This window comes from Lentzea miocenica (assembly GCF_033949945.1).
GTDB classification, from domain to species: Bacteria; Actinomycetota; Actinomycetes; order Mycobacteriales; family Pseudonocardiaceae; genus Lentzea; species Lentzea miocenica.
Genome location: NZ_JAXAVW010000021.1, coordinates 93,143 through 117,558, shown reverse-complemented (window position 1 = coordinate 117,558; position 24,416 = coordinate 93,143). Strand labels below are relative to the sequence as shown.

Annotated in this window: 27 protein-coding genes; 17 read left to right on the top strand and 10 right to left on the bottom strand. The window is 67.8% G+C overall.

The window, feature by feature from the left end:
• Nucleotides 1–6 precede the first annotated feature (6 nt).
• The gene (locus SK803_RS25425; RefSeq protein WP_319968663.1) at nt 7–450 is read right to left on the bottom strand and encodes a metallopeptidase family protein; all 444 of its coding nucleotides are present in this window, start codon (nt 448–450) and stop codon (nt 7–9) included.
• A gap of 93 nt (nt 451–543) precedes the next feature.
• On the opposite strand from SK803_RS25425, the gene SK803_RS25420 reads away from it, so the two are divergent.
• The 10 genes from SK803_RS25420 (at nt 544) to SK803_RS25380 (ending at nt 10,192) form a co-directional block, all read left to right on the top strand.
• Nucleotides 544–903, top strand: coding sequence for a DUF3499 domain-containing protein (locus tag SK803_RS25420; protein WP_319968601.1), 360 nt, complete (start codon nt 544–546; stop codon nt 901–903).
• Nucleotides 904–987: 84 nt separating this feature from the next.
• Entirely contained in the window at nt 988–2,340 is a 1,353-nt protein-coding gene (locus SK803_RS25415; RefSeq protein WP_319968600.1) for a phosphomannomutase/phosphoglucomutase, read from the top strand.
• 12 nt (nt 2,341–2,352) lie between these two features.
• Nucleotides 2,353–2,553, top strand: coding sequence for a Trm112 family protein (locus tag SK803_RS25410; protein WP_319968599.1), 201 nt, complete (start codon nt 2,353–2,355; stop codon nt 2,551–2,553).
• 4 nt (nt 2,554–2,557) lie between these two features.
• A complete protein-coding gene (locus SK803_RS25405) occupies nt 2,558–3,622 on the top strand; it encodes an SIS domain-containing protein (protein ID WP_319968598.1) in 1,065 nt (354 codons plus the stop codon).
• A 19-nt stretch (nt 3,623–3,641) separates the two neighbouring features.
• Nucleotides 3,642–4,856, top strand: coding sequence for a mannose-6-phosphate isomerase, class I (gene manA / locus SK803_RS25400; protein WP_319968597.1), 1,215 nt, complete (start codon nt 3,642–3,644; stop codon nt 4,854–4,856).
• 45 nt (nt 4,857–4,901) lie between these two features.
• Complete coding sequence (locus SK803_RS25395) at nt 4,902–5,825, top strand: cation diffusion facilitator family transporter (RefSeq protein WP_319968596.1); 924 nt, start codon at nt 4,902–4,904, stop codon at nt 5,823–5,825.
• A gap of 300 nt (nt 5,826–6,125) precedes the next feature.
• Complete coding sequence (locus tag SK803_RS46575) at nt 6,126–6,269, top strand: Imm1 family immunity protein (protein ID WP_406601579.1); 144 nt, start codon at nt 6,126–6,128, stop codon at nt 6,267–6,269.
• Nucleotides 6,270–6,394: 125 nt separating this feature from the next.
• A complete protein-coding gene (locus SK803_RS25390) occupies nt 6,395–7,927 on the top strand; it encodes an amino acid permease (protein WP_319968595.1) in 1,533 nt (510 codons plus the stop codon).
• A gap of 60 nt (nt 7,928–7,987) precedes the next feature.
• Complete coding sequence (locus tag SK803_RS25385) at nt 7,988–9,727, top strand: alpha-L-fucosidase (RefSeq protein ID WP_319968594.1); 1,740 nt, start codon at nt 7,988–7,990, stop codon at nt 9,725–9,727.
• 9 nt (nt 9,728–9,736) lie between these two features.
• A complete protein-coding gene (locus tag SK803_RS25380; RefSeq protein WP_319968593.1) occupies nt 9,737–10,192 on the top strand; it encodes a MarR family winged helix-turn-helix transcriptional regulator in 456 nt (151 codons plus the stop codon).
• Here SK803_RS25380 and SK803_RS25375 read toward each other — a convergent pair.
• Nucleotides 10,189–10,794 (bottom strand): hypothetical protein, encoded by a 606-nt coding sequence (locus tag SK803_RS25375; RefSeq protein ID WP_319968592.1) that lies wholly within the window; start codon nt 10,792–10,794, stop codon nt 10,189–10,191. The two genes, SK803_RS25380 and SK803_RS25375, sit on opposite strands and share 4 nt — an antisense overlap.
• An 18-nt stretch (nt 10,795–10,812) precedes the next feature.
• On the opposite strand from SK803_RS25375, the gene SK803_RS25370 reads away from it, so the two are divergent.
• Nucleotides 10,813–12,048, top strand: a complete 1,236-nt coding sequence (locus SK803_RS25370; RefSeq protein WP_319968591.1) for a glutamate mutase L — start codon at nt 10,813–10,815, stop codon at nt 12,046–12,048.
• Here SK803_RS25370 and SK803_RS25365 read toward each other — a convergent pair.
• The gene (locus SK803_RS25365) at nt 12,045–12,263 is read right to left on the bottom strand and encodes a helix-turn-helix domain-containing protein (protein ID WP_045318418.1); all 219 of its coding nucleotides are present in this window, start codon (nt 12,261–12,263) and stop codon (nt 12,045–12,047) included. The genes SK803_RS25370 and SK803_RS25365 overlap by 4 nt on opposite strands.
• Nucleotides 12,263–12,742 carry a DUF2975 domain-containing protein gene (locus tag SK803_RS25360; RefSeq protein WP_319968590.1) on the bottom strand — a complete coding sequence of 160 codons (480 nt, stop codon included), beginning with the start codon at nt 12,740–12,742 and terminating at the stop codon, nt 12,263–12,265. The genes SK803_RS25365 and SK803_RS25360 overlap by 1 nt, the downstream gene beginning before the upstream one ends.
• A 77-nt stretch (nt 12,743–12,819) precedes the next feature.
• On the opposite strand from SK803_RS25360, the gene SK803_RS25355 reads away from it, so the two are divergent.
• Nucleotides 12,820–13,395, top strand: coding sequence for a TetR/AcrR family transcriptional regulator (locus SK803_RS25355; protein ID WP_319968589.1), 576 nt, complete (start codon nt 12,820–12,822; stop codon nt 13,393–13,395).
• Here the strand turns inward: SK803_RS25355 and SK803_RS25350 are convergent.
• From SK803_RS25350 to SK803_RS25340, 3 genes are read right to left on the bottom strand one after another with little or no spacing between them, the layout of a single operon-like run.
• A complete protein-coding gene (locus SK803_RS25350) occupies nt 13,388–13,912 on the bottom strand; it encodes a GNAT family N-acetyltransferase (protein WP_319968588.1) in 525 nt (174 codons plus the stop codon). The genes SK803_RS25355 and SK803_RS25350 overlap by 8 nt on opposite strands.
• Complete coding sequence (locus SK803_RS25345) at nt 13,906–14,430, bottom strand: GNAT family N-acetyltransferase (protein WP_319968587.1); 525 nt, start codon at nt 14,428–14,430, stop codon at nt 13,906–13,908. Before SK803_RS25345 ends, SK803_RS25350 begins: the two co-directional genes overlap by 7 nt.
• A gap of 10 nt (nt 14,431–14,440) precedes the next feature.
• Nucleotides 14,441–16,846, bottom strand: a complete 2,406-nt coding sequence (locus SK803_RS25340; protein WP_319968586.1) for a hypothetical protein — start codon at nt 16,844–16,846, stop codon at nt 14,441–14,443.
• A gap of 98 nt (nt 16,847–16,944) precedes the next feature.
• Between SK803_RS25340 and ahcY the strand changes: the two genes are divergently transcribed.
• Genes ahcY through SK803_RS25325 form a run of 3 tightly spaced genes read left to right on the top strand, consistent with a single transcriptional unit; the run spans nt 16,945 to nt 19,180 of the window.
• Nucleotides 16,945–18,408 carry an adenosylhomocysteinase gene (gene ahcY, locus SK803_RS25335; RefSeq protein ID WP_319968585.1) on the top strand — a complete coding sequence of 488 codons (1,464 nt, stop codon included), beginning with the start codon at nt 16,945–16,947 and terminating at the stop codon, nt 18,406–18,408.
• A 58-nt stretch (nt 18,409–18,466) separates the two neighbouring features.
• Nucleotides 18,467–18,919, top strand: coding sequence for a hypothetical protein (locus tag SK803_RS25330; protein WP_319968584.1), 453 nt, complete (start codon nt 18,467–18,469; stop codon nt 18,917–18,919).
• A gap of 6 nt (nt 18,920–18,925) precedes the next feature.
• On the top strand, nt 18,926–19,180 hold the full coding sequence (locus SK803_RS25325) for a hypothetical protein (RefSeq protein WP_319968583.1): 255 nt from the start codon (nt 18,926–18,928) through the stop codon (nt 19,178–19,180).
• Here SK803_RS25325 and SK803_RS25320 read toward each other — a convergent pair.
• Together SK803_RS25320 and SK803_RS25315 are read right to left on the bottom strand one after the other, a co-directional pair.
• On the bottom strand, nt 19,170–19,340 hold the full coding sequence (locus tag SK803_RS25320) for a DUF397 domain-containing protein (protein WP_319968582.1): 171 nt from the start codon (nt 19,338–19,340) through the stop codon (nt 19,170–19,172). The two genes, SK803_RS25325 and SK803_RS25320, sit on opposite strands and share 11 nt — an antisense overlap.
• Nucleotides 19,315–20,169, bottom strand: coding sequence for a DUF5753 domain-containing protein (locus SK803_RS25315; RefSeq protein ID WP_319968581.1), 855 nt, complete (start codon nt 20,167–20,169; stop codon nt 19,315–19,317). The genes SK803_RS25320 and SK803_RS25315 overlap by 26 nt, the downstream gene beginning before the upstream one ends.
• A gap of 230 nt (nt 20,170–20,399) precedes the next feature.
• Here SK803_RS25315 and SK803_RS25310 point away from each other — a divergent pair, with 230 nt between their 5' ends.
• Nucleotides 20,400–22,460 (top strand): TerD family protein, encoded by a 2,061-nt coding sequence (locus SK803_RS25310; RefSeq protein WP_319968580.1) that lies wholly within the window; start codon nt 20,400–20,402, stop codon nt 22,458–22,460.
• 195 nt (nt 22,461–22,655) lie between these two features.
• Here SK803_RS25310 and SK803_RS25305 read toward each other — a convergent pair whose 3' ends face one another.
• Nucleotides 22,656–23,624: a helix-turn-helix domain-containing protein gene (locus SK803_RS25305; protein WP_319968579.1), complete on the bottom strand. Its 969-nt coding sequence runs from the start codon at nt 23,622–23,624 to the stop codon at nt 22,656–22,658.
• A 144-nt stretch (nt 23,625–23,768) separates the two neighbouring features.
• Between SK803_RS25305 and SK803_RS25300 the strand changes: the two genes are divergently transcribed.
• Nucleotides 23,769–24,413, top strand: coding sequence for a dTMP kinase (locus SK803_RS25300; RefSeq protein WP_319968578.1), 645 nt, complete (start codon nt 23,769–23,771; stop codon nt 24,411–24,413).
• The last annotated feature ends 3 nt before the right edge of the window (nt 24,414–24,416 follow it).

Sequence of the window (24,416 nt, the reverse complement as noted above, 5' to 3'; positions counted from 1 at the left end):
AGGGTGTTAGCCCTCGTCGACGACGTCCGGGTCCAGGCCCAGGTAGTTGGCGATCTGTTCCACGAGGACGTCGTGGACGAGGTCGGCCAGGTCGGCGCCGTCCTTGGCGCGGGCTTCCAGGGGGCGGCGGTACAGGACGATGCGGGCTCGGTTGTCCGAGCCTGGGGGGAGTAGGCGGGCCAGAGGGACGTTGCCGTCTTCCACTACGCCGTCTTCGCCTTCGACCTGCACGTCCGGGACGTCGTCCACGGCCACGTCTAGTTGGGTGAGCTCGGTTCGCCAGCGGGCTTCGATGGGTTCCAGGGCCTCGATGACCAGGGCGTCGAAGCGTTCGGCGCGGGATCGGGCCGCTGGGAGGGTGGCTGGGTAGAGCGGGCCGCGGAGGCCGCGGCCGTGTCGGTCGCGGTTGCGCCTGCGCGGCGAGTCCTGCCGCCGTGAACCCCGTGCCATCACCACAACAGCGCAGCCTAGTTGCTGCTGCCTGGGAGCAAACACAGCGTGCCTCACACACAGCCTCCCGTGGACGCGCTATCGTCCCCGATCGTGCGGAGCGTGAGACGGTGCTCGCGAACCGGGTGTGCTAACCCGGCTGTCGCCACGCTCACCTACGCCTATGCGGACTCCACCGCGGTCGTCGGGCCGCTTGCCACGTACTCCGAACCGCACAGTTACGACCTGTGCGAGGAGCACGCGTTGCGGCTCACGGCGCCGCGCGGGTGGGAGGTCGTGAGGCATCAGGGTGAGTTCGCGGCGCCCGAGCCGACGGTGGATGATCTGACGGCCCTGGCTGAGGCCGTTCGTGAGGCTGGGCGGGCTGATGTCGCGCCCAAGATGCCCGATGTGCCCATCGGCTCTCAGAGGCGTGGCCACCTGCGCGTATTGCCTGATCCGCACGAGGACTGAACGACCACACGCATCACTAATCCTCTCGCCGGTAGGCTGCCCGGGCAGTGGCCGTCAAGAGCGAGTTTCATGGGAGTGTGCGGCGTGCGTGACCTGTCCGGCATCGTCAAGGCGTACGACATCCGCGGGGTGGTCGGCGAACAGCTGGACGCCGGCTTGGTTCGCGACTTCGGCGCCGCCTTCGCGCGGTTGGTCGGTGGACCCACGATCGTGATCGGCCACGACATGCGCGACTCCTCGCCGGGGCTCTCCAGGGCTTTCGCCGAGGGTGCTCAGGCGCAGGGCGTGAACGTCATCAGCATCGGCCTGGCCAGCACGGACATGCTCTACTTCGCGTCCGGCAAGCTGGACCTCCCCGGTGCCATGTTCACCGCGAGCCACAACCCGGCGCAGTACAACGGCATCAAGCTGTGCCGCGCGGGTGCCTCGCCGGTTGGCCAGGACACCGGTCTCGCGCAGATCCGCCAGGACGCCGAGAACCAGGTTCCGGACGCGGAAGGCGTCGAGCCCGGCACGTTCGAAGAGCGCAACATGCTCGTGGACTACGCGGCGTACCTGAACCAGCTGGTCGACCTGAAGAACATCCGCCCGCTCAAGATCGTGGTGGACGCGGGCAACGGCATGGGTGGCTACACGGTGCCGCAGGTCTTCGAGGGCCTGCCCATCGAGGTCATCCCCATGTACTTCGAGCTCGACGGCAGCTTCCCGAACCACGAGGCGAACCCGCTCGACCCCAAGAACATCGTGGACCTCCAGGCCCGCACCAAGGCAGAAGGTGCCGACGCCGGTGTCGCGTTCGACGGCGACGCGGACCGCTGCTTCGTCGTGGACGAGAACGGCGACCCGGTCAGCCCGTCCGCGATCACGGCGCTGGTCGCGGTGCGCGAGCTGGCCAAGGACCCCGGCGGCACGATCATCCACAACCTGATCACCTCGCACGCCGTGCCGGAGATCGTCACCGAGCACGGTGGCAAGCCCGTGCGCACGCGCGTCGGCCACTCGTTCATCAAGGAGGAGATGGCCAAGACCGGCGCCATCTTCGGTGGCGAGCACTCCGCGCACTACTACTTCCGCGACTTCTGGCGCGCGGACACCGGCATGCTGGCCGCGCTGCACGTGCTGGCCGCGCTGGGCGAGCAGGACGGTCCTTTGTCGACGCTGACCGAGGTCTACAACCGCTACGCCGCCTCCGGTGAGATCAACTCCACGGTTGCCGACCAGCAGGGCCGCATCGCCGCGATCAAGGAGGCGTACGGTTCGAAGGACGGCGTCACGATCGACGAGCTGGACGGTCTCACCGTGCAGCTGGCAGACGGGTCGTGGTTCAACCTGCGGGCCTCGAACACCGAGCCGCTGCTGCGCCTGAACGTCGAAGCCGCCACCCCCGAGGCCGTCGTCGCGCTGAGCGACGAGGTCCTCGCGATCGTGCGGGCCTGAGGAGAGAACACCGTGGCCGTCAAGCTCGAAGAGCAGTTGCTGGAGATCCTCGCCTGCCCGTGCCCCGAGCACGCGCCGCTGCAGCTCGGGACGCCTGCCGACCCGGAAGCGGACTTCCTCACGTGCACCGCGTGCGGCCGTTCGTTCCCGGTTCGCGACGGCATCCCGGTACTGCTGCTGGACGAGGCGGTCGAGCCGCCCGCGGCTGGGTGACCTGGTGCTCGACGACACGCTGCTCGACGACCCGAGCCGCCTCGCCGACGCCGACACCGGCGGGTGGTTGCGCGCTGCCGCACGGGCGGGAGCACAGGTCCGTTCCACCGCTGAGGCCGCGGCCGAGGCGGGCGTGGAACGGATCTTCTCCGAACGCCCGCGCGCGGTCGTGCTGATCACCCGTCCCGGCCACTCGGTCGCGGTCGCGGGCGTGGTCATGGCGCTGCTCGGCCCCGGCTGTTCGGTGCCGGTGGTCGTGGCCGACGAGGTGCCGCCGTGGGTGGGCGCCCTCGACGTGGTGCTCGCCCACACCGAGGACTCTGGCGACAGGGTGCTCGCCGAATCGATCGACCGGGCCGTCCGCAGGGGCGCCCGGACGTTGCTGACGGCGCCGGACTCCGGTCCGATCGCCGCGGCCGCCGCCGGCCGGGCCGTGCTGCTGCCGCCCCGCATCGACGTGCCGCCGGGCTTCAGCTTCCACCGCGCGCTCGGCGCGTGGCTCGTGGTGCTGAACTCGCTGGGCCTGCTCAAGGTCGACGTCGAACTGGTCGCGGACGAGCTCGACCGCGAGGCCGAGCGCGACCACCCGATGCACGAGTCGTTCGTGAACCCGGCGAAGTCGCTCGCGTTGCGCGTCGCCGACCGCACGCCGTTGCTGTGGGGCCTCGACGAGGTCGCCACGTCCATCGGTGTGCACGGCGCGGGCGTGCTGGGCGCGTTCGCCGGTGTCGCGTCGGATGTCGCCGGGTATCCGCAGGCGCTCACCCGCACGGTCCTGCACCGCCGCGCGGTGCAGGGAACTTCCGGTGCGGACCTGTTCGCCGACCCGGACGACGAGGTCGCCGGCGGACTTGTGCGCGTGTTGTTGCTGGCTGTGCGCCAGGGCCCGGTGGCCGATGCTGTCCGGCACGCCGCCGAGGACGCCCTGCCGGGCGCAGACGTGCTGGAGCCGGCCGTCGAGGTGGCGGGAGGCGACGCGGTCAGCGCCGCGCTCCTCGCGCTCCGCTTCGAACTGGCCGCGCTGTACCTCGGGCTCGCCGCCGGAGCGCTCGGCGGCAACCCGTACTGAATTGGGAGCTGACTTAGAAGTGGACCTGCTGCACAACGCGGTAAGGCCGTACGCGTGGGGCTCGCGCACGGCCATCGCAGAGCTGCTCGGGAAGGAGGTGCCCGCACCTCATCCCGAGGCCGAACTGTGGATGGGCGCCCACCCCGGCGACCCGTCCCGCGTGTTCGGCGAGGACGGCGTCGAGCGCTCGCTGCTCGACCTGCTGACGTCCGACCCGGAGGGCCAGCTCGGCCCGCGCGTGGCCGAGCGGTGGGGCAGCAGGCTCCCGTTCCTGCTCAAGGTGCTCGCCGCCGAGGAGGCGCTGAGCCTGCAAGCACATCCGTCCGCTTCTCAGGCGGCAGAAGGCTTCGCCGTGGAAGAAGCCCGCGGTGTGCCGCTCGACGCCGCGGTGCGCAACTACAAGGACCCGGCCGCGAAGCCGGAACTGATCTGCGCGCTGACCGAGTTCCACGCCCTCGCTGGTTTTCGGTCGCCCGAGCGCACGGTCTCGTTGCTGCGCACGCTGGACGCGCCCGCGCTGTCGCCCTACACCGAGATGCTGGTCGCACAGCCGGACTCGTCGGGCCTGCGCGCGTTGTTCACGATGCTGATCACGCTGCCGCAGACGTCGTTGAGCGTCCTGCTGCCCCAGGTGCTCGACGCGTGCGTGCTGCACGTGAAGGAGCACGGCGAGTTCGACATGGAGTGCCGCACGATCCTGGAGCTGGGCGAGTCCTACCCCGGCGACGCGGGCGTGCTCGCGGCGCTGCTGCTCAACCGCATCGTGCTGCAACCCGGCGAGGCGATCCACCTGCCCGCCGGCAACCTGCACGCGTACCTGCGCGGCACCGGCATCGAGATCCTCGCCAACTCGGACAACGTCCTGCGCTGCGGCCTCACGCCCAAGCACGTCGACGTGCCCGAGTTGTTGCGCGTGCTCGACTTCACGTGCGGCGACATGCCGGTGTCGACGGGCGAGGAGATCTCGCGCGGCGTCCGCGTGTACCGCACGCCCGCCCCGGAGTTCGAACTGTCGCGGTTGGACCTCACGGGTGAGACGCGGATCAACCACGACGGCCCGCAGATCATGATTTGCACCGAGGGCGCCGCGGTACTCACCAATGCGCGCGGAGACGAGCTGCGCCTGGTTCGCGGACAGTCGGTGTGGCTGCCCGCGTCGGATCCGGCGGTGCTCGTCCGACCGGATGGTGTTGAATCCGCACAACTTTTCCGCGCGACCGCCGGGAACGACTAAGGTTCCCGACCGGACAAACCGGACGGGTTCAGCGAGGAGACAGGCGTGTCAGCAGGGGGCGGAACCAAGGCCATCGTCGCGGCGTTGGTGGCGAATGCCGGTATCGCGACGGCCAAGTTCGTCGGATTCTTGATCACCGGCTCGTCGTCGATGCTGGCCGAGTCGGTGCACTCGGTCGCCGACACGTCGAACCAGGGCTTGTTGCTGCTCGGCCAGAAGACGGCCCAGCGCAGGGCGACCAAGCTGCACCCGTTCGGCTACGGCCGCGACCGCTACTTCTGGTCGTTCGTGGTGGCACTGCTGCTGTTCAGCCTCGGTTCGGTGTTCGCGCTGTACGAGGGCATCCACAAGCTGCAGCACCCAGAGGGCCTGACCAGTCCGCTCGTCGCGGTCGGCATCCTCGTGGTCGCGATCGGCCTGGAGACCTACAGCTTCATCACCGCGATCAACGAGTCGAAGAAGATCAAGGGCGACGCCAGCTGGTGGGGCTTCATCCGCAACTCCCGCACGCCGGAACTGCCGGTCGTGCTGCTGGAGGACCTGGGCGCGCTCATCGGTCTCGTGCTCGCACTGTTCGGCGTCGGCCTCACGATGATCACCGGCAACCCGATCTTCGACGCACTCGGCACGGTCTCCATCGGCGTGCTGCTGGGCATCATCGCGATCATCCTGATCATCGAGATGAAGTCGCTGCTGATCGGTGAGGGCGCGTCCGACGCCGACCTCGACGTGATCGTGGACGAACTGGCCGCGGGCAAGGTGCAGCGCGTCATCCACATCAAGACGCAGTACATCGGCCCGGACGAGCTGCTCGTGGCGGCGAAGATCGCGCTGGAGCCGAGGCTGCCGCTCGAAGAGGTGGCGCAGGCGATCAACGATGCGGAGCAGCGGGTGCGGGGCAAGGTGCCGCACGCCCGGTTGATCTACCTGGAGCCGGACCTGGACCGGTCGACGGTCACCAGCTCCTGATCTTTCGTTTCTTCGAGGCCGCCCCGGTGTGTTCGCCGGGGCGGCCTTGTCGTGTCGAGATGACGATCGTCTACTCACGTACCTCGGTACCGTCCGGAGTGAGCGCGGCTGACGCCTCAAAGGGAGGTGGCCGGAGTTGGGAACCCTCGGCGAGGTCTCCGAGCAGATCGATCGCGCGTGTGATCAGGCAGGCCACACGCGTGAACGGATCGAACAGGCGGCGGAGTCCCTTGAGGTTGCGATCTCTTTGTTCGTCTCAGCCATGGACGGGTCGGTGGATCCAGAAGCGGTCCTGTCCCGATCTACTACTACCTGGGATCTGACACCGAGTTCCCAGCCACAGCCGAGATTCCGTTGCCCGACGTTCGTCGAGCTGCCCATGAATACATGAGCACCGGGGGAAGCCGTCCTACAGGCGTCACGTGGCAGCCGTGGTCTGACTAGCGCGGGGGACAGGCCGGCCGTGTCGAGACAGAACACCGGACAACCCGCGAACATCGGCTATAGGGGTTCCACATGCTGGATACCTCTAGGGTGGGCCAATCAGGTCCATCAAGGAGGTATGCACCTTGCCTGGGAACGGGTTGTGGCGCACGAAGTCGATCGAGCAGTCGATCGCGGACACGGACGAGCCGGACACGAAGCTCCGCAAGGACCTGACAGCCTGGGACCTCACGGTCTTCGGCGTCGCGGTCGTCATCGGCGCCGGCATCTTCACGCTCACCGCGAGCACCGCCGGCAACCTCGCGGGGCCGTCGGTGTCGCTGAGCTTCGTGCTGGCCGCGATCGCCTGCGCGCTGGCCGCGTTGTGCTACGCCGAGTTCGCCTCGACGGTGCCGGTCGCGGGTAGTGCCTACACGTTCTCCTACGCGACGTTCGGCGAGTTCGCCGCGTGGATCATCGGCTGGGACCTCGTGCTGGAGTTCGCCGTCGGGTCGGCCGCGGTGGCGAAGGGCTGGTCGGCTTATCTGCAGACCACGTTGGGGCTCTTCGGTCTCGACGTGAAGACCGAGGTCGGTGACGGGTTCAAGTTCGACTGGGGCGCCGTGTTGCTGGTCGCGGTCCTCACGGTCCTGCTCGTGATCGGCACGAAGCTGAGCTCACGGGTCAGCGCGGTGATCACGGCGGTCAAGGTCGCGGTGGTGCTGCTGGTGATCGTGCTCGGCATCAGCTACATCAAGGCCGAGAACTACAGCCCCTTCATCCCGCCGGCCGCCGAGGGCACGGCGACGCACTCGGGGATCGAGCAGTCGCTGTTCTCGCTGATCACCGGCTACTCGGGCAGCACTTACGGCGTGCTCGGCATGCTGGCGGCCGCGAGCATCGTGTTCTTCGCGTTCATCGGTTTCGACGTCGTGGCGACCACGGCCGAGGAGACCAAGAACCCGCAGAAGGCCGTGCCGCGCGGCATTCTCGGTTCGCTCGCGATCGTCACGGTCCTGTACGTCGCGGTCACGCTGGTGATCACCGGCATGGTGCCGTACGAGAAGCTCAAGACGCAGCCGGACGGCACGCGCGCCACGCTCGCCAGTGCGTTCTCGGACAACGGAGTGGACTGGGCCGCCACGGTCATTTCGGTCGGCGCGCTCGCCGGTCTGACCACCGTCGTCATGGTGCTGATGCTCGGCCAGAGTCGCGTGCTGTTCGCGATGTCGCGCGATGGCCTGCTGCCGCGCAAGCTCGCCAAGACCGGCAGCCACGGCACGCCGACGCGCATCACGATCATCATCGGCGGACTCGTCGCGGTCGCCGCGGGCTTCTTCCCGGCCGGCAAGCTCGAAGAGATGGTGAACGTCGGCACGCTGTTCGCGTTCATCCTCGTGTCCGCGGGTGTGCTGGTGCTGCGCAAGACGCGGCCGGACCTGGACCGCGGGTTCAAGGTGCCGCTCGTGCCGCTGGTGCCGATCCTCGCGATCCTCGCCTGCCTGTGGCTGATGCTGAACCTGACCGCGCTCACCTGGGTCCGGTTCCTCATCTGGATGGCGCTCGGCGTCGTCGTCTACTTCGTTTACAGCCGACGGAACTCGGTGCTCGGCAAGACCGGTCACGCCAAGGTCGAGCCCGAACCGGTCGTCAAGCACGGCGAAGAGCCAGGCATCTAGACATCGGACCTCTTCTCCTCCAAGCTCATGGTGCCGCCATGAGCTTGGAGGAGGGGATCGATGCTCAACGCGCTGGTCGCAGCGCTGCTGGCGGTGCTGCCCTTGGCGGGTCCCGGCACGATTTACGCCACAGACGACCCATTCACCTCGGAGCGCACGCAGTGGTTCCGGGACGCTCGCTTCGGCATGTTCATCCACTTCGGCGGTTACTCGCAGCTCGAGGGCGAGTACCAGAGGTCCGACGGCTCCACGTGTCAGGACGCCGAGTGGATCATGAACAAGTGCAGGATCCCGACTGCCGAGTACGAGCGGCTGGTCAAGTCGTTCAACCCCGCCCAGTTCTCGGCCAAGGCCGTCGTCGACACGGCGAGAGCGGCGGGGCAGAAGTACATCGTCATCACGTCGAAGCACCACGACGGCTACGCGATGTGGCCCACGAAGGTCAACAAGTGGAGCCTGCGCGACCACTCCGCGTTCGACCGGAACCGCGACGTGCTGGCCGAGCTCAAAGCCGAAGCGGACCGGCAGGGCATCAAGTTCGGCCTCTACTACTCGACCTGGGACTGGCACGACCCGGACGCTCGGTCGGCTCAGAACTTCGCGCGGTACAAGGCCCGCATGCGCGCCCAGCTCGTCGAGCTGATCGACGGCTACGACCCGGCGCTGCTGTGGTTCGACGGCGACTGGGACACCGACAACCCGCCGAACCCGTGGACCAAGCAGGACGGCGCCGAGCTGGAGTCGTTCCTCAGGGCCAAGGACCCGGACCTGCTCATCAACAACCGGATCTCCAAGCGCGCGCCGGGCGTGAAGGAGCGCCGGGTCGTCGACGGCGACTTCGGCACGCCTGAGCAGACCTTCCCGTCCGCGCCGATCGACGGCCAGCTCTGGGAGTCCTGCATGACGATCCCGAGCAAGTGGGGATACGCCAAGTGGGACAAGAACTTCAAGAGCGCCACGACGCTGACCCGCAACCTCGTCGACATAGCCTCGCGCAGCGGCAACTACCTGCTCAACGTCGGGCCGGACAAGTTCGGCCGCATCCCGGCACCCGAGTCGGATCGCCTGCGCGCCATGGGGTCCTGGCTCGCGCGACACGGTGACGCCGTCCACGGTTCTTCGGTGGCCTCGTGGGTCGCTGATCCGGCCTGGGGTGCCGTCACGCGCAAGGACGACAAGCTCTACCTGTCCGTCTACGACTGGTCGAACTCCTTGCACCTCAAAGTGCTCGAACCGTTCGACGTCACCTCAGCCCGCGTGCTCGGCAGCTCGCAGCACGTGGCCGTGGTGAAGGCCGGTGACGGCTACGACGTGAAACCCGTTGGCGCCAAGACGAACGACGTCGCCACAGTGATCGAGCTGACCGTGCGCGGCGAGCAGGCCGCACCGCCCGGAACCGGAGAGGGCCTGCGAGCGCAGTACTTCCCGACGAACAACTGGACCGGAACGCCCACCACTCGCACGGATCCGTCGCTGAACTTCGCGTGGCGCTTCGACGGCGACAACTTCTCCGTGCGCTGGACCGGGTTCGTGCAGCCGAGGTTCAGCGACACCTACACGTTCCTCACGGTCTCCGACGACATCGCGAAAGTGTGGGTGGACGGCAAGCTGGTGGTCGACGCCTCGCAAGCGCACCAAGTCCGCGTCGACAAGGGCACGATCGCCCTGCAGGCCGGGAAGAAGCACGCCATCAGGGTCGACTACGCGGAACGGACCGGCGAGGCACACCTCAAGCTGCTGTGGTCCTCGGCGAACCAAAACCAGCAGGTTGTTCCCGAGGAACAGCTCTACACCAACTAACCTGCGGACATGGGTAACGCGCGGTGGCTCTCCGAGGAGGAGGGGCACGCCTGGCATCACTTCGTCCAGGCGTACCACCTCCTCGAGAGGCAGATCGAACAGCAGTTGCAGCGCGACGCGGGCCTCTCGCACGCGCAGTACAACGTGCTGGTCGTCCTGTCCGAACAGCCCGGCAACCGCATGCGGATGACCGAGCTGGCGCGCCGCGTCGTGGTGTCCAAGAGCTCGCTGACCTACCAGATCGGCAAGCTGGAGAAGGCGGGACTCGTGCGGCGCGAACCGCACGAGTCCGACGAACGCGGCATCCTCGCCGTGCTCACCGACGCCGGCAAGGACCTGCTCCAGACCACCGCGCCCGGTCACGTCACCACGGTTCGCGAGTACCTGATCGACCTCTTCACGCCGGAGCAGCTCGCGCAGCTGGGGTCGTTCATGCGGATCGTGCACGAGCGGGCGGACGACTAGAGCGTCAGCAGACCGCGTTCGTCGAGCCAGTCGGCCACGTCGTCCGGCCCGTGCCGGGTCACGTCGAACTCGAACACCGGCAGGATCGACTTCTCCGCGAGCGCACGAAGTTGCTGCTGCTCCTCGATGAACGGCTCCAGCGAGACGTACTGCTTCGGGTTCGCGCTGATCTTCAGCCGTTCCTCCCGCGCCTCCTCGAACGTGTCGTCGGGCCGTGTGCACAGCACGATCGCGAAGTTCAACGGCTTCAACCGTTCCTCCAGCCACCCGAAGTCGAACTCGCGCCCCTGCCGTGCCTGATAGGCCATCGTGGACAGGTGGAACCGGTCGACGATCCACGAGTAGTAGCGCTGCAGCTCGAACATCCGCACCCACGTCTCGTAGGTCTCGATCGCCTGCGCGGTCTCCTCAGGCGCGAAGTCGATCAGCCCGCGTCCCCACGGCTCGTTGGAGAACCCGCTCCACTCGGCTGAGATCAGCGGCGAGTGATAGCGGTACTTGCGGTGACCGACCAGACGAGGGTGCTCGTTGAGCGCGTAGGCCAGGTCCGTTTTGCCGGTCAACCGCGTGCCTTCGAGGATCACCTTGGGCGTGAGCTTCATAGTGGGTTAGCTTGCCTCGTGATCCTCTGTCTCGACGTCGGTTCCACCTGGACCAAGGCCGCGCTCATCACCCCCGAGGGCGACCTGGTCCGCACCGGACAGCACCCGACCACGCCTCCCGAGGTGCTGCACGGCATCGACGCACTCCGCGCTGAGGTGGGCGACGGCGAGATCCTGGCCTGCTCGTCGGCGGGCGGTGGCCTCAGGCTTGCGGTCGTGGGTCAGGAACGCGTGGTGAGCGCCGAAGCCGGCTACCGGGTGGCGCTGTCCGCGGGCGCCAAGATCGTGCACGTCAGCGCGGGCCCGGTCGACGTGAAGGCGCTCCGAGCCTCGGCACCGGACCTGATCCTGCTGGTCGGCGGCACGGACGGCGGCGACCGGTCAGTCCTGCTGCACAACGCGAAGAAGCTCGCTCGTGTGGCTGTGCCGATCGTGCTCGCTGGCAACGTCGAGGCCCAGCCGGAAGCTCTCGAACTCCTCAGCCGCCGAACGGTGGTGGCGTGCCCGAACGTGCTGCCGGACGTCGGTCAGCTCGCCCTGGAACCCGCGCGCAAGGCGATCCGCGAGGCGTTCCTCCAGCACGTGATCGGCGGCAAGGGGCTATCACGAGGTCAGCGGTTCCGGCAGCTGGTTCGTGCCGTGACCCCGGACGCCGTGCTGGCGGGCGTGTCCAGGCTGGCCGCGCAGGAGCGGGAAGGCGCTGTGCTGGTGGTAGACGTCGGCGGCGCCACCACGGACGTCTACTCGGCGGTGTCCAACGTGGACAGCGAAGGTCTGGAAAGGACGGTCGCGCTGCCGCCGGACCGCCGCACCGTCGAAGGCGACCTCGGCATGCGCTGGTCGGCACCCGGTGTGGTCAAGGAGGCTCTGACGGAACGCCTGACCACCGAAGATCTGACAGAGGAGGCGCAGCAGCGAGCCGAGAACGTCGGCTGGCTCCCAGAAGACCCGGCGGTGGACGTGAAACTGGCGTCGTTCGCCGCGATCTTGGCTGTGCGCAGGCATCTCCGGCAGGTCGACGGCCAGCTCGGGCCGCACGGCGCGGGGTTGCTGGTGCTCTCCGGCGGCGTTTTCCGACACACGCCGGACATCACGCCGATCGTCGAGGCACTGCGGAGCGACCCGGTGTTGCGGCCCGTGCTGCGGACCGCCGAGATCACCGTCGACCGCGACTACGTGCTGGCGCCGGTGGGTCTGCTCGCCGAGTCGGGGCGGCTCGAGGCCGCCGACCGACTGGCGAAGCAACTGGGTTAGGCGGACTCTTCCTCGTCCACGAACTCGAGCAGGTCGCCTGGCTGGCACTCCAGCACCCGGCACATGGCCTCCAAGGTGCTGAACCGCACGGCTTTCGCACGCCCGTTCTTCAGCACCGCGACGTTGGCAGGCGTCAGCCCGACCTTCTCCGCGAACTCGCCGACGCTCATCTTGCGCTTGGCCAGTTCGACGTCGATGCGCACGATGATCGCCATCAGATCACCGATTCCATGTCGGCACGCAGCGTCGTGGCGCGCTGCAGCAGCGCCCGCATCACGACCAGCACCAGCCCGATCACGCTGACCCCCGTGGTGAACAAGAAGAACAACACCAGCACGCCGGGGTCGTCGGCGTTGAAGCCGACCCAGAGGAACACGCCCACCAGCACGACCCATCCGGCCGCGATCGCCCAGACCATCACGTTGACCCACTTGATCGCGGCCTCGGTGAAGATCAGATCTTTGCGCACCAGCGTGAGCAGCTTCCACGTGGCCACGATCACCACCTGCACGCACACCACCCAGAACACCGAAACGATCGTCGAGGGCCACCTCAGGTACGCCTCGTCCGGGTTCTGCTGGGCCATGTACGCGTAGGAGCCGGGGATCGACAACGTCTCCAGCACGACGAGGATCCCGAACAGCGCCACGAGGAAGACCCGCAGGGCGACCACTGCCCAACGCTCAGAAATCATGCATCGAGTATCGGTAGTGATCTATCGAAAGTCAATCGGTAGTGATCGTGTCGCAACAGGTCTCTACAGTGATCGCCGTGGGACTGCGTGAGCGCAAGAAGACAGAGACCCGAGCGGCCCTCTCGACCGCCGCACTGCGCCTCGCCCTGGAGAAGGGCGTCGACAACGTGCGGGTCGACGAGATCGCCGAGGCGGCGAACGTCTCGCCGCGCACCTACAACAACTACTTCCCCAGCCGCGAGCACGCGATCGTCGCCGGCATCACCGCCTCACGCGCCCTCCAGGTGGCCGAAGCACTGCGCGGCAGCCCGCCCGGCGAGCCCCTGGTCGACTCGCTCGTCGCCGCGTTCGCCGAGCAGTACCGCGAACCCCCGACCGAGGCCCTCGCACTGATCAACTCGACCCCGTCGTTGCGCGAGGCCTACCTGGACACGGTGTCGTCGATGGAACCGCCGATCGCCGAGGTGATCGCCGAACGCCTCGGCAAGGACCCGACCGGCGCCGAGGTGCTGGCCGCAGCCGTGTCCGCCGCCGCGCGGATCGCCGTGCAGCGCTGGGTGAACGTGCGCCCGTCAGGCCTCGTCGTGCCCGCCGGCTCCGTCGAGGACCACCTGCGCGAGGCGATCGGCCACCTGGAACCGGCGCTCAGGTGAGTTCGTCGGCCAGCACGCACATCAGCAACGCGTCGTGCCACTCGCCATCGCGGAAGAACGACTGCCTGAGCCGCGCGTCGACCTGGAACCCGACCTTCTCGTAGCACCGGATGGCACGCGCGTTCGCCTCCACGACCCCGAGTTCGATCGAGTGCAGCCTCAGGGTGTCGAACCCGTACCGGCACACCCGGCGCAGCGCGTCCGTGCCGTAGCCGCCGCCCCAGTACTCCTTCTCGCCGATGTAGATGTCGACCTCGGCCCGCGCGTTGACCGGATTCGCGTCCCGCAACCTGACGAGGCCGATGTGCTTGCGCTCGTCCAACGTCTCGATGCAGAAGGTGACTCGCTCGTACGAGTTGTCCGGCCGGTCAGCGAACGTCTTGCGCAACGACGCCAGCGACACGTGGTAGTAGGCGTACAGCCAGCGCATCACTTCTTCGTCGTTGAACCAGCGGTGAAAGGCCTCGGCGTCCTCGGGCTCGACGGGCCGCAGCCGAACCAGATCCCCGGTCAGCACAGCTCGTCCTCCAGTACGCACATCAGCAGCTCGTCGTGCCACTGCCCGTCGCGGAAGAACGCCTGCCGCAACCGCCCGTCCAGCTGGAACCCGATCTTCTTGTACGACCGGATCGCCCGCTCGTTCACCTCGACGACGGTGAGCTCGATCGAGTGCAGCCGCAGCGTGTCGAACCCGTACCTGCACACCCGGCGCAGCGCGTCGGTCCCGTACCCGCCGCCCCAGTACTCCTTCTCACCGATGTAGATGTCGACCTGCGCACGCCGGTTGATCGGATCCGCGTCCCGCAGCGCCACGACGCCGATGAGCTTGCCGTCCTCCAGCGTCTCGATGCAGAAGGTGGCCTTCTCGAACGAGTTCTCCGCGCGGTCGGCGAACCGCTTGCGCAGCGCTGCGAGCGACTCGTGCGTGTAGCTCTGCAGCCAGCGCATCACGTCTTCGTCGTTGTGCCAGCGGTAGAACGCGTCGGCGTCCTCCGGCTCGATGGGCCGCAGACGAACAAGATCCCCGGTCAGCATGGTTCGCAGACTAGGAGCCACCCAGTGCGTCGCGCGACCGCGTTTCCGGCCGGCGCGCGAACGGCAGCGGAGGCGACTCCGGCGCGTCCACGTCCAGCAGCCCCGCCGCGATCGCCACTGCCCGATCCCACTCCGGATCCGACGTGTAGTCCGAGTGCGCCGACACCCCGGACCGCCACCGCCGGCCGGGGAACGGCCCCCGCTGCGGATCCGGCAACCAGTGATCGCCGCCCAGCACCAAAGCCCCGGTAGGCCCGCGCAACGCAGGCGCCAACGCGCCCTCCGACCCGTCCGGCCGGTACCCGACGCCGAGCAACATCCCGTCGAACACCTGCCGCCGCCACGTCATCACCGCGCCGCCCAACGGATCCGTGCCGCGGCACAACGAGCGCCACCTGCCGTCCAACCCGCCGGCCAGCCGAGCCAGCGACGCGTGCGGCACCACAGCGGGAAATGCCCGCGGATAAGCCCACTGCAGCTGCGAACCAGCGGTCAGCAACCCGATCCGTTCGCGGTCGTGCGGCGGCAACTCCTCCAGCAACCGAGCGGCAGCAACAGCAACCAGCAGCGACCCCTGTGAATGTCCACACAGGACGACGCGGGTGCCGGGATCGCGCAGGTGGTCCTGCACGCGGGAAACCAGCTCCGGCACGACCTTCAACGCGTAGCAAGGCGGCACGATCGGGTGCGCCTCACGCGGCCAGAACTGCGCGATGTCCGCGATGATGCCCAGCCGCCGCCCGGACTCCGGCTGCCGCGCCGCCAGGTAGACGGCCCGCAGCAACGACACCGCCAGCAGACCGAGCACGCCCACGCCGAACGCGGAGAACGGCACCGTCCACGTAGCGAGCGGAACGTTGCGCACCCGCAGCACAGTGGCCAGCACGGCGCCGACGACCAGCACGGACGCGATGATCAGGATCATGTGATGGCCGTGGTTGCGTTCCCAGCGTGCCCACCACCACGCCCGCGTCGCGGTGCGTAGGTCACGCATCCGGCCCGAGTGCAGCAACGAAGCCTCACGCGCCCACACTTTGCCCTTGCGGAACGCGCGCCACCGCACGGCGCCGGTGAACGACACCACCGCGAGCGTGCTGAGCAGCCCCAACGCTCCGGCCACGCCCCACAGAAGGGTGATGTAGTCGTACCCAACGGGTAGTTGCAGCCCTTCGCCCAACGCCTTGCGCACCGGCAATGCGACCCCGGCGCCGAACCCGCCGCCCAGCAGCCCCGCGATCGCCAGCACCGGCGCGGAGAACCAGCCGCCCGCCCAGGGCCGCAGCTCACGCGGCAGCGAGGCCCACGTCTTGCGCGCCAGCAGAGCCGCGGGCACCAGCAGGACCCCGAACAGCACCAGCACGAACGCCATCAGCAACGCCACGACCTGCACGGCCACGTCCGAGCCGGGCACCCGCAGAGGCAGTTGCTCCTGCAGCCCCAGCGTCGTCAGCACCAACAACCCCGACAAGACCAGCAGCACCCGGCGAGGCGTGCGGCCCAGGGCCACCCGCAGCCACCGTCCGCCGCGATGGGGAGCGCCGCCCGTCGGGTCGTCGAGCAGCAACACACCGAGCACCGACACACCGATGAGGACCAGCGCGGCGATCCACGCCACCGTGATCGCTACGCCCATGCCACCGGAAGCCGTGAGCTGCTTCAACGGCCCGCCCAACGCGATCAGCGCCGCCACCGCGAGTGCCGCCACGACGTGCAGGGTCCGCAACGCGGGAGTGTCCGGATCGGTCGCGACGTGGGCGCCGGGCAGGCCGGACGAGGGCTGCTGGTCCTTGTCCTCCGCGTCGGCGATCTCCTTGCGTTCGATTCGCCAGTCCACGTGCGACACGCGCCGCATCACCGCGATGACCACCAGGATCGGCAGAAGTCCCAGAAACGTGCGGAACCACGGGAACGCTCTCATGTCGTCCGGAATGCTGGTCAAACACGCAGTCCCCGGCCGGAGACACTGGGCGGCGAGCAGATCGAGACTGACCACGGAGATCTGCGCGATCAGCAACGCCGTCAGCAGCAGGGCGAACACCCGCAGCAACGACCGCAGACCGATGCCGAGCAGGTGGGCAGGCAGGTTCCGCTCCGGAACGGGAGGCAGCATCCAGTGCGCGACGTTCGCGATGCTGAACGGGAACAGCAGCGCCCAGGTGGCCTTGGCCACACCTCCCGACGTCATACCGCCCCACAGGTACCCCTCGACGACCCGGGGTATCGGCCGTCCCTCGGTCTGCAGCACGGGGCCTGGCGCGGGCCTGCGAAGTCTGTCGGCGGGGCGCACGATGCGCCCCAGCCCGTCTCCCGCGACGTCCACGGCCGCAACGGCGTCGACCAGCGTTTGTGGCGTCGTGCCCTGCACGCCGTGCACTCGCAATTCGACGACACGTGTGTCCGGGCCGGCAATCAACACCCGAGACCTCCCTCACCCAACGTGGGGGTCATAGTGGTGCATGAACGGGCTGTATGGTCGGACGACACCCTCTCTGAAGTGCCCTGGAGGACTTCGCAATGACCGCGGACCGGTTGCAGACCCGCAACGGCATCGACTTCGCAGTGGCCGACATGTCGCTCCACGAGTTCGGTCGCAAGGAGATCCGTCTCGCCGAGCACGAGATGCCCGGCCTGATGGCATTCCGCCGCGAGTACTCCGGGGTGTACCCGCTCAAGGGCGCGCGCATCTCCGGCTCGCTGCACATGACCGTCCAGACCGCCGTTCTCATCGAGACGCTGGTCGACCTGGGCGCCGAGGTCCGCTGGGCCTCGTGCAACATCTTCTCGACGCAGGACCACGCGGCCGCGGCTGTCGTCGTCGGCCGCCACGGCACGGAGGAGGAGCCCAAGGGCGTCCCCGTGTTCGCCTGGAAGGGCGAGACGCTGCCGGAGTACTGGTGGACGTGCGAGCAGATGCTCACCTGGCCCGGCGGCAAGGGCCCGAACATGATCCTGGACGACGGCGGCGACGCGACGCTGCTCGTTCACAAGGGCGTCCAGTACGAGGCGGCCGGCGTCGTTCCCGCCGCTGAGGACAACGACTCGGACGAGTACAAGATCGTCCTCGACACGCTGCGCAACTCGCTGGCGGCCGACGGCAAGAAGTGGACGACCATCGCCGAGGGCATCCGCGGCGTCACCGAGGAGACCACGACGGGCGTCATGCGCCTGTACCAGCTGGCCGCCGCCGGTGAGCTGCTCTTCCCGGCCATCAACGTCAACGACGCCGTGACGAAGTCGAAGTTCGACAACCGCTACGGCATCCGCCACTCGCTGATCGACGGCATCAACCGCGGCACCGACGTCCTCATCGGCGGCAAGGTCGCGGTCGTCTGCGGCTACGGCGACGTCGGCAAGGGCTCGGCCGAGTCGCTGCGCGGCCAGGGCGCCCGCGTGATCGTCACCGAGATCGACCCGATCTGCGCACTCCAGGCGGCCATGGACGGCTACCAGGTCGCGAAGCTCGAGACCGTCCTCCCCATCGCCGACATCGTGATCACCACGACCGGCAACAAGGACGTCGTCACCGTCGAGCACATGTCGCAGATGAAGCACCAGGCGATCCTGGGCAACGTCGGCCACTTCGACAACGAGCTCGACATGGCCGGCCTCCAGCGCTACCCCGGCATCCGCCGCAACAACATCAAGCCCCAGGTCGACGAGTGGATCTTCCCGACGGGCCGCACGATCATCGTGCTGTCCGAGGGCCGCCTGATGAACCTGGGCAACGCGACCGGCCACCCGTCGTTCGTGATGTCGAACTCCTTCTCCAACCAGGTGATCGCCCAGATCGAGCTGTTCACCAAGCACGAGGAGTACGACAACGAGGTCTTCCGCCTCCCGAAGGTGCTGGACGAGAAGGTCGCCCGCATCCACCTCGAGGCGCTCGGCGGCGAGCTGACCAAGCTCACCAAGGAGCAGGCCGAGTACATCGACGTGGACGTCGAGGGCCCGTTCAAGGCGGACCACTACCGCTACTGAGTCTCGTTCGACAGGGGTCTCCCGCGCGCGTCGCGGGGGACCCCTGTTTCATGTCCGCGTGGGATTCTTCGGCACATATGCCTACGAGCACGGCGAGTGGAAGACGTTGGCCGAGGGCGAGCTGCCGCCACTCGCCGAGCCGTCGTTGTGGATCGACATCCACGACAGCGACATCACCTCGGTGGTCTACGCGCCGGTCGGCCCAGGTAGCGGCGTCGCCTACCTCGGCCTGACCCCGCGCACCTACTTCGAGAACCCCAACGCCTCCGACCCCACGGACGTCCTGCGCGAGGCCGCGGGACTGGCCGCGTGGTGGGCGCTGCACAACGCCGGTGACGTCACCGCCAAACAGGCCGAGATCCTCGGCTACCTGGCTTCGGACGAGAACCCGGACGACTTCTCGCTGGACGAGGTACAAGACGTCGAGGACGTCGACGTGTTCGTCGAGATCAAGACGGCGCAGTTCCTGACGGCGCTCGACCTCCCGCTGCCCACCGAACTCAGCCGGTGACGTGGGGTGGGGTTCTTCGGCACGTACGCGTTCGAGAACGACCAGTGGATCACGCTGCCGGAGGCTGAGCGGCCGCCGCTGGTGGAGCCGTTCCTGTGGATCAACATCCTCAACAGCGACCTCACCGAGGTCGTCTACGCACCTCCCGGGCCTGGGACCGGTGTGGCATACCTCGGCCAGACGCCCTGGTTGGTCGAGATCAAGACGGCACAGTTCCTGATGGCGCTGGGTCTGCCGCTGCCCGCCGAACTCAGTCGATGAACGCCCGCCAGGCCTCAACGCTGAACTTCACCTCGGGGCCTGCGGTGTTCTTGGAGTCACGCACGCGCACGACCTGGGCGAACGCCACCTCGACGCAATTGTCGTCGACGGCATCGCCACCGCTGTAGCTGCTCTTACGCCAGGTGCAGTCTCCGGCCATTGAGGTCCTCCCGCGATCGACTGGCGAGATCCGCCACCATCGTTCGCGATTGTTCCTCACTCAGAGCAAGCGCATCCAGTCGCGCGAAGATCGACTTGCAGCGTTTGACTCCCACGTCGTCCTGCACGAACACCTTGGCGATGTCGGAGTGCGTATAAGCCACGCTGCCGCGCTTCTCGTACTCCCACAGCACGTAGTTGGCCATGTGAACGCCCGCCGGACCACTCACCGCAGGCACGATGCGGATGACATGAGTGTGGAAGAGCAGCCTCATCAACTGGTCCTCCATGAGTTCGTCGCTGCCGACCTTGAGCCGGAGGGCGTTCTCATGCACGTAGAAGACGCAGTCCGGGCGATCGTGTCGCCGCATGATCGCCTGTCGTTCCATCCGGAACCGAACAGCGGCCTCGATCAGGTCCGAGGTGAGCACGCCACGAGCCTCGTACAGCGTTCGTGCGTACTCCTCGGACTGCAACAGACCAGGAATGGTCACCATGTCGTAGCTGGTGATCTTGTCTGCGGTCGACTCGGCCAGCGCCATGGTGCGCAGGTTCGTCGGGACCTGCACGAAGTAGTGGTCGAAGGCTGAGCGATACCGCTTCAGGAAGTCCTCGACGAAAGCCTGGTTGCGGCCGCACCGGCCCAGGTAGTGGACGATGTCGATCTCGGTGGCGCGCACCTTGCCGTGCTCGATGTTGGAGACCTTCCCCGGATCCCACCCGAGCATCCGGGCGATCTTCCTGGAGCGGAAGGTCGTGTAGCGCTCCCGCACCTGTCGCAACTCATCACCCAGGTCGCGGCTGTACGGAGTGGACGGATCGCCGTTCATGGAACTCGACGTTAGGCGATGGAGGAAAAACAACAGCGTGCCCAAACGGGTGGAATCAACCTCGCTCATCGAGTGGCGCGCGGTCTTCGACGTTCTGGAGGGCCTGGAACACGACGACGAGGACCTGGCGTTCAGCAAGCTGCGGGCCGTGCACCTTCGGCCTCTGGCAGTACGAGAAGGCGTTGGAGAAACTCGCGGAACTCGGTTGACGTGCGGGTTTTACTGACCAGGTGCGGACGACCATCATCAAGAAGACCCTGCGCGTGCCCCTGTCGGACGGCGCGGCGGGCGATGGCGGCGCGACCGCCAGACAGCTCGACGCGGCGCTGGTCAAAGCCGGCTTCAAGGCCTCGAAGGAGCTGATCGAACACGTCTCCTGCCTGGACGACGCCGAGGAGTACGCCGTCACGGTCGTCCGTGCGGTCAAGGAACTGATCGGCGCGCAGGCCCAGCACAACCCGTACTTCAAGGACTTCCCGCACAACGTGCCGGACACCGTCGAGTTCTGGCTGGAGTGCGTCGACGACGCGTTCGGCAAGGGCATCGGCTTCAGCGGGAACCTGCTCGACCTGCCGAAGTACGGCCGCGTCCAGCACAGCTACGAGGCGATGCTCGCCGCGCACGACGAGCTGATCCCGTCGTTGAAGGACCGCGTCACCGTCCTGCACCTCGGCGGCACTCTCGACGACGAGATCGTCCGTCTCTACCTGGAACTCGCCACGAGTGCGATCCCGCTCGGTGAGGACGACCGGGCGTTGCTCGGCGAGCTGGCCACCCGGTGCCTCGACGCCGAGCAGCCGGAAACCGTTCCCACCAGGGAGAACCGCGCGATCCTCAACGCCGCGCGGCTCGTCGCCCAGCGGCCGCTCGCCGGCGTCGACACCGTCACCGACGTCCTGCGCCTGGCCGCGGAGGCGTCCGGAGGCGACGTCACGCTGCGGGAACCCACTCGCTTCCGGTCGTTCCGCAGGCCTGAGCGCCGGGCACTGCTGACCGCGCTCGACGAGGTCGCGCGGCAGCCGGGCAAGCTCGGGGACGTGGCGCAGAACCGCGAGGCGTGGAAGCGGCTCGGGGAACGCCTGCACCCGCACGAGCACCCGTTCGAGCACGCCCTGGACGTGTTCGCGGTGGCACGCCAGGAAAAGACCGCCAGGTCGTTCGCCGGTCAGGTGGAGATGGCGTTCGCGGACAACGACGCCGACCTCGCGCTGCGCGTTCTCTCGAAGGCGCCAGGCATGTTGTTGCGCCAGGTGGACCGGCTGATCCGCAACGGTGCCTCGGGGGTCGCCGAAGCCGTGCGAACGGCCGCGCCCGATGTGTCCGGCCGCGTGTTGGTGTCGGTGCTGGAGCACCTGTCGAACCGCGAACAGCCCGACGCCGCGCGCGTGTTCGCGAACCGAGGCCGCAAGGTGTGGATCGCGGACGACACCCGTGCGCCGCTCGACGCCGGAGCCGTTGCCGAGATCACCTCGGTCGTCGAGGACGAGCTGGTGCGCAGGCTGCCGGACTTCTCCGAGCTGACCATCGATCCGGAGGTGCTCGACGTCGTCGTGCCGATGTCCGGCACCGCCACCGAGGACGGTTTCGGCGTGCTGCCGCGCGGGTCGAAGCTGTGGCTCGACGGCGACGTGCTGCGGTTCTTCGTGCACTGGCGGCAGAAGGCCAAGCGCACCGACTACGACCTGTCCGCCGTGCTGCTCAACGAGAAGTTCGAGTACAAGGGGCAACTGTCGTGGACGCGGCTCAAGGCCGAGGGCGCTTTCCACTCCGGTGACATCACCGAAGCCGCGGCCGGGGCGACGGAGTTCATCGATCTGCATCGGGACGCGATCGACGCGAAGTACGTCGTGCCGCAGGTGAACGTCTACTCGGGGGAGGGGTTCGACGACGTCGCCGAGTCGATGTTCGGGTTCATGAGCCGCGACCTGGCGCAGATGGGGAAGCCGTTCGAACCGAGCACGGTTCGCGCGCGTTCGTCCATGCGCGGCAAGGGAAAGGTCGCGTTGCCGGTGATGTTCGAGCGGGAGGGCGACACCTGGTACGGCACCTGGCTGCACCTCTACCTGCGTGGTACGTCGTGGGGCAACCGGGTCGAGGAAAACCGCGACATCGTCAAGCTGATCGCCTCGGCTGCGTTGCACCGCAGGTACTTCACCGTGCGCAAGCTCGCGGAACTGTTCGAGCACAAGGGTTCCACTTCGGACGGTACGAAAATCCACATTGGACTCACGCACTCGGAGGCCGGCGGCGTGACCACCGTGGCCGAACTGGGAAACATGCTGTCGGACTGAGGAGTTCGCTGCTACCGTTGCTGATGCGAGGCCATGAGAGGGCTTCCTTCTAAACTCCGGAACCGGTCTGGTCTTCGGACCGCCGGTCTTCTTAGCCCTCTCGCTCTCCTCGCCGACTCGCTCGGGGGACGTGTGTCCGCAGAACGCGCGGACCGCGTCGCTCGTGTGTCTTCTGGGGACGCCCCAGACCCCGGGCTAACTCCATTCGACGGCGATGCCCGCGATACCGGGCCCCACGTCGCCGAAGTACGCGCTGACGACGCCGCCGAGCCCGCACACCAGCTCCTCGACGTCGACCGGCGTGGCGTCGGCGGAGGCCCGGAACTGCTTCATGCAGCGCGCGGGCATCGCGCGTCGGTGGAACGAGAGCTGCACCAGGTAGGAGCCGCACACGTCGCGGAACGTCCGGTGGTGGCCGGGCGCCGCGCTGCCGGTGTCGTCGACGATCGTGAAGCTGAAGACGTGCTCCTCGCCGGCGGCGAGCCGGCGGTCGAACAGCATTTCCACGGCGAGGTTGCGGGAAGCGCTTTCCCGGCGCAGACGCCCCTGCCGGCAGCCTTCGCCGGATCTGACCATCGCGTTCTCGATCAACGAGCCTTCGTCGCCGTGGTGCGTCGCCAGGTACCGGTCGGGGCCCTGACGGACGGCCCGCACGACCAGCCGGGTGGTGATCGAGCGCTGTTCGCGGTGCATGCCCAGTTGGACGGTGTCGTGCACGGACAGCACTTCGAGGTCGGCGTTGCCGCGCGCCGCCTCGGGTACGGAGTCGAACGACGCGAGCAGCGGCGCGGGCTCGGGCCAGGTGGCGACCGGGCGTGGCGCGTAGGTGTTGGCGTTGCGCGGGCCGATCAGGTCCAACAAGGACGATGGCGGCAGGCGGAGCACGGTCTCCAGCGCGCGCACCGTGCTGATGGCACGCGGTACCTCCGGGTGGCGCAGGCCGCGTTGCCAGTACGAGAGCGTCGACTGGCCGACTTGGACGCCGAGTTGTTCGAGGTGAGCGCGCAGGCGAGCGAGCGAGAGGCCCCTGTGGGCGATCGCCTCGCGCAATGCGCGGTGGAACGGCCCGTAGCGCAGCGTCTCGGCGAGCGGGGTCGGTAGACCCCCGGTCGGGTTACCGATCGGTTCGTTGACCGACTCGGCGTGCCCGGATTCCGCGGCCACCGCGGCACCTACCCTTCACACACGCGCCGTGTGACTGTTCACCGTAGTCACTCGTTCTAGTGATCGAAAGATCGGATTTCGCCCGTGTGGGGGACCCGGTGCGGCCGTGTGAGTGGCGGGCCTCGATCCGGTTAGGGTTCCCGCGTGGGAAAGCTCGTAGTGATCGAAGGCCTGGACGGGGCCGGCAAGCGCACTCTCGCCAACGGGTTGACCGAGGCGCTGCACGCCGAGGGCAGGACCGTGACCAGCCACGCGTTCCCGCGCTACGGCGTCAGCGTGCACGCCGATCTGGTCCGTGACGCCCTCTACGGGAACATCGGCGACCTCAGCGACTCCGTGTACGGGATGGCCGTGCTCTACGCGCTGGACCGGCGCGGCGCGGCCGACGAGATCCGCAAGGACCTCGAAGAACACGACGTCGTGCTGCTCGATCGTTACGTGGCGTCCAGTGCCGCCTACAGCGCCGCGCGCCTGCATCAGGACGAGCACGGCGAGTTCGTCCGCTGGGTCCGCGAGCTGGAGATCGATCGTTTCGGGTTGCCCGTTCCGGACCTGCACCTGTTGCTCCGCGTGCCCGTCGAGGTCGCGGCCGAACGCGCCGCCAAGCGCGAGCAGGACGACAACACCCGCGCCAGGGACATTTACGAATCCGATGGCTCGCTGCAGGCCAGGTGCGGGGTCGTTTACGACGGATTGGCGAACATCAACTGGCTGGCCCCGTGGCAAGTGGTCGACGGGCGGTCAAACGTGAACTTTCATTCGCTTCTGGAACCGCTCTTCACTCCTTGAGTG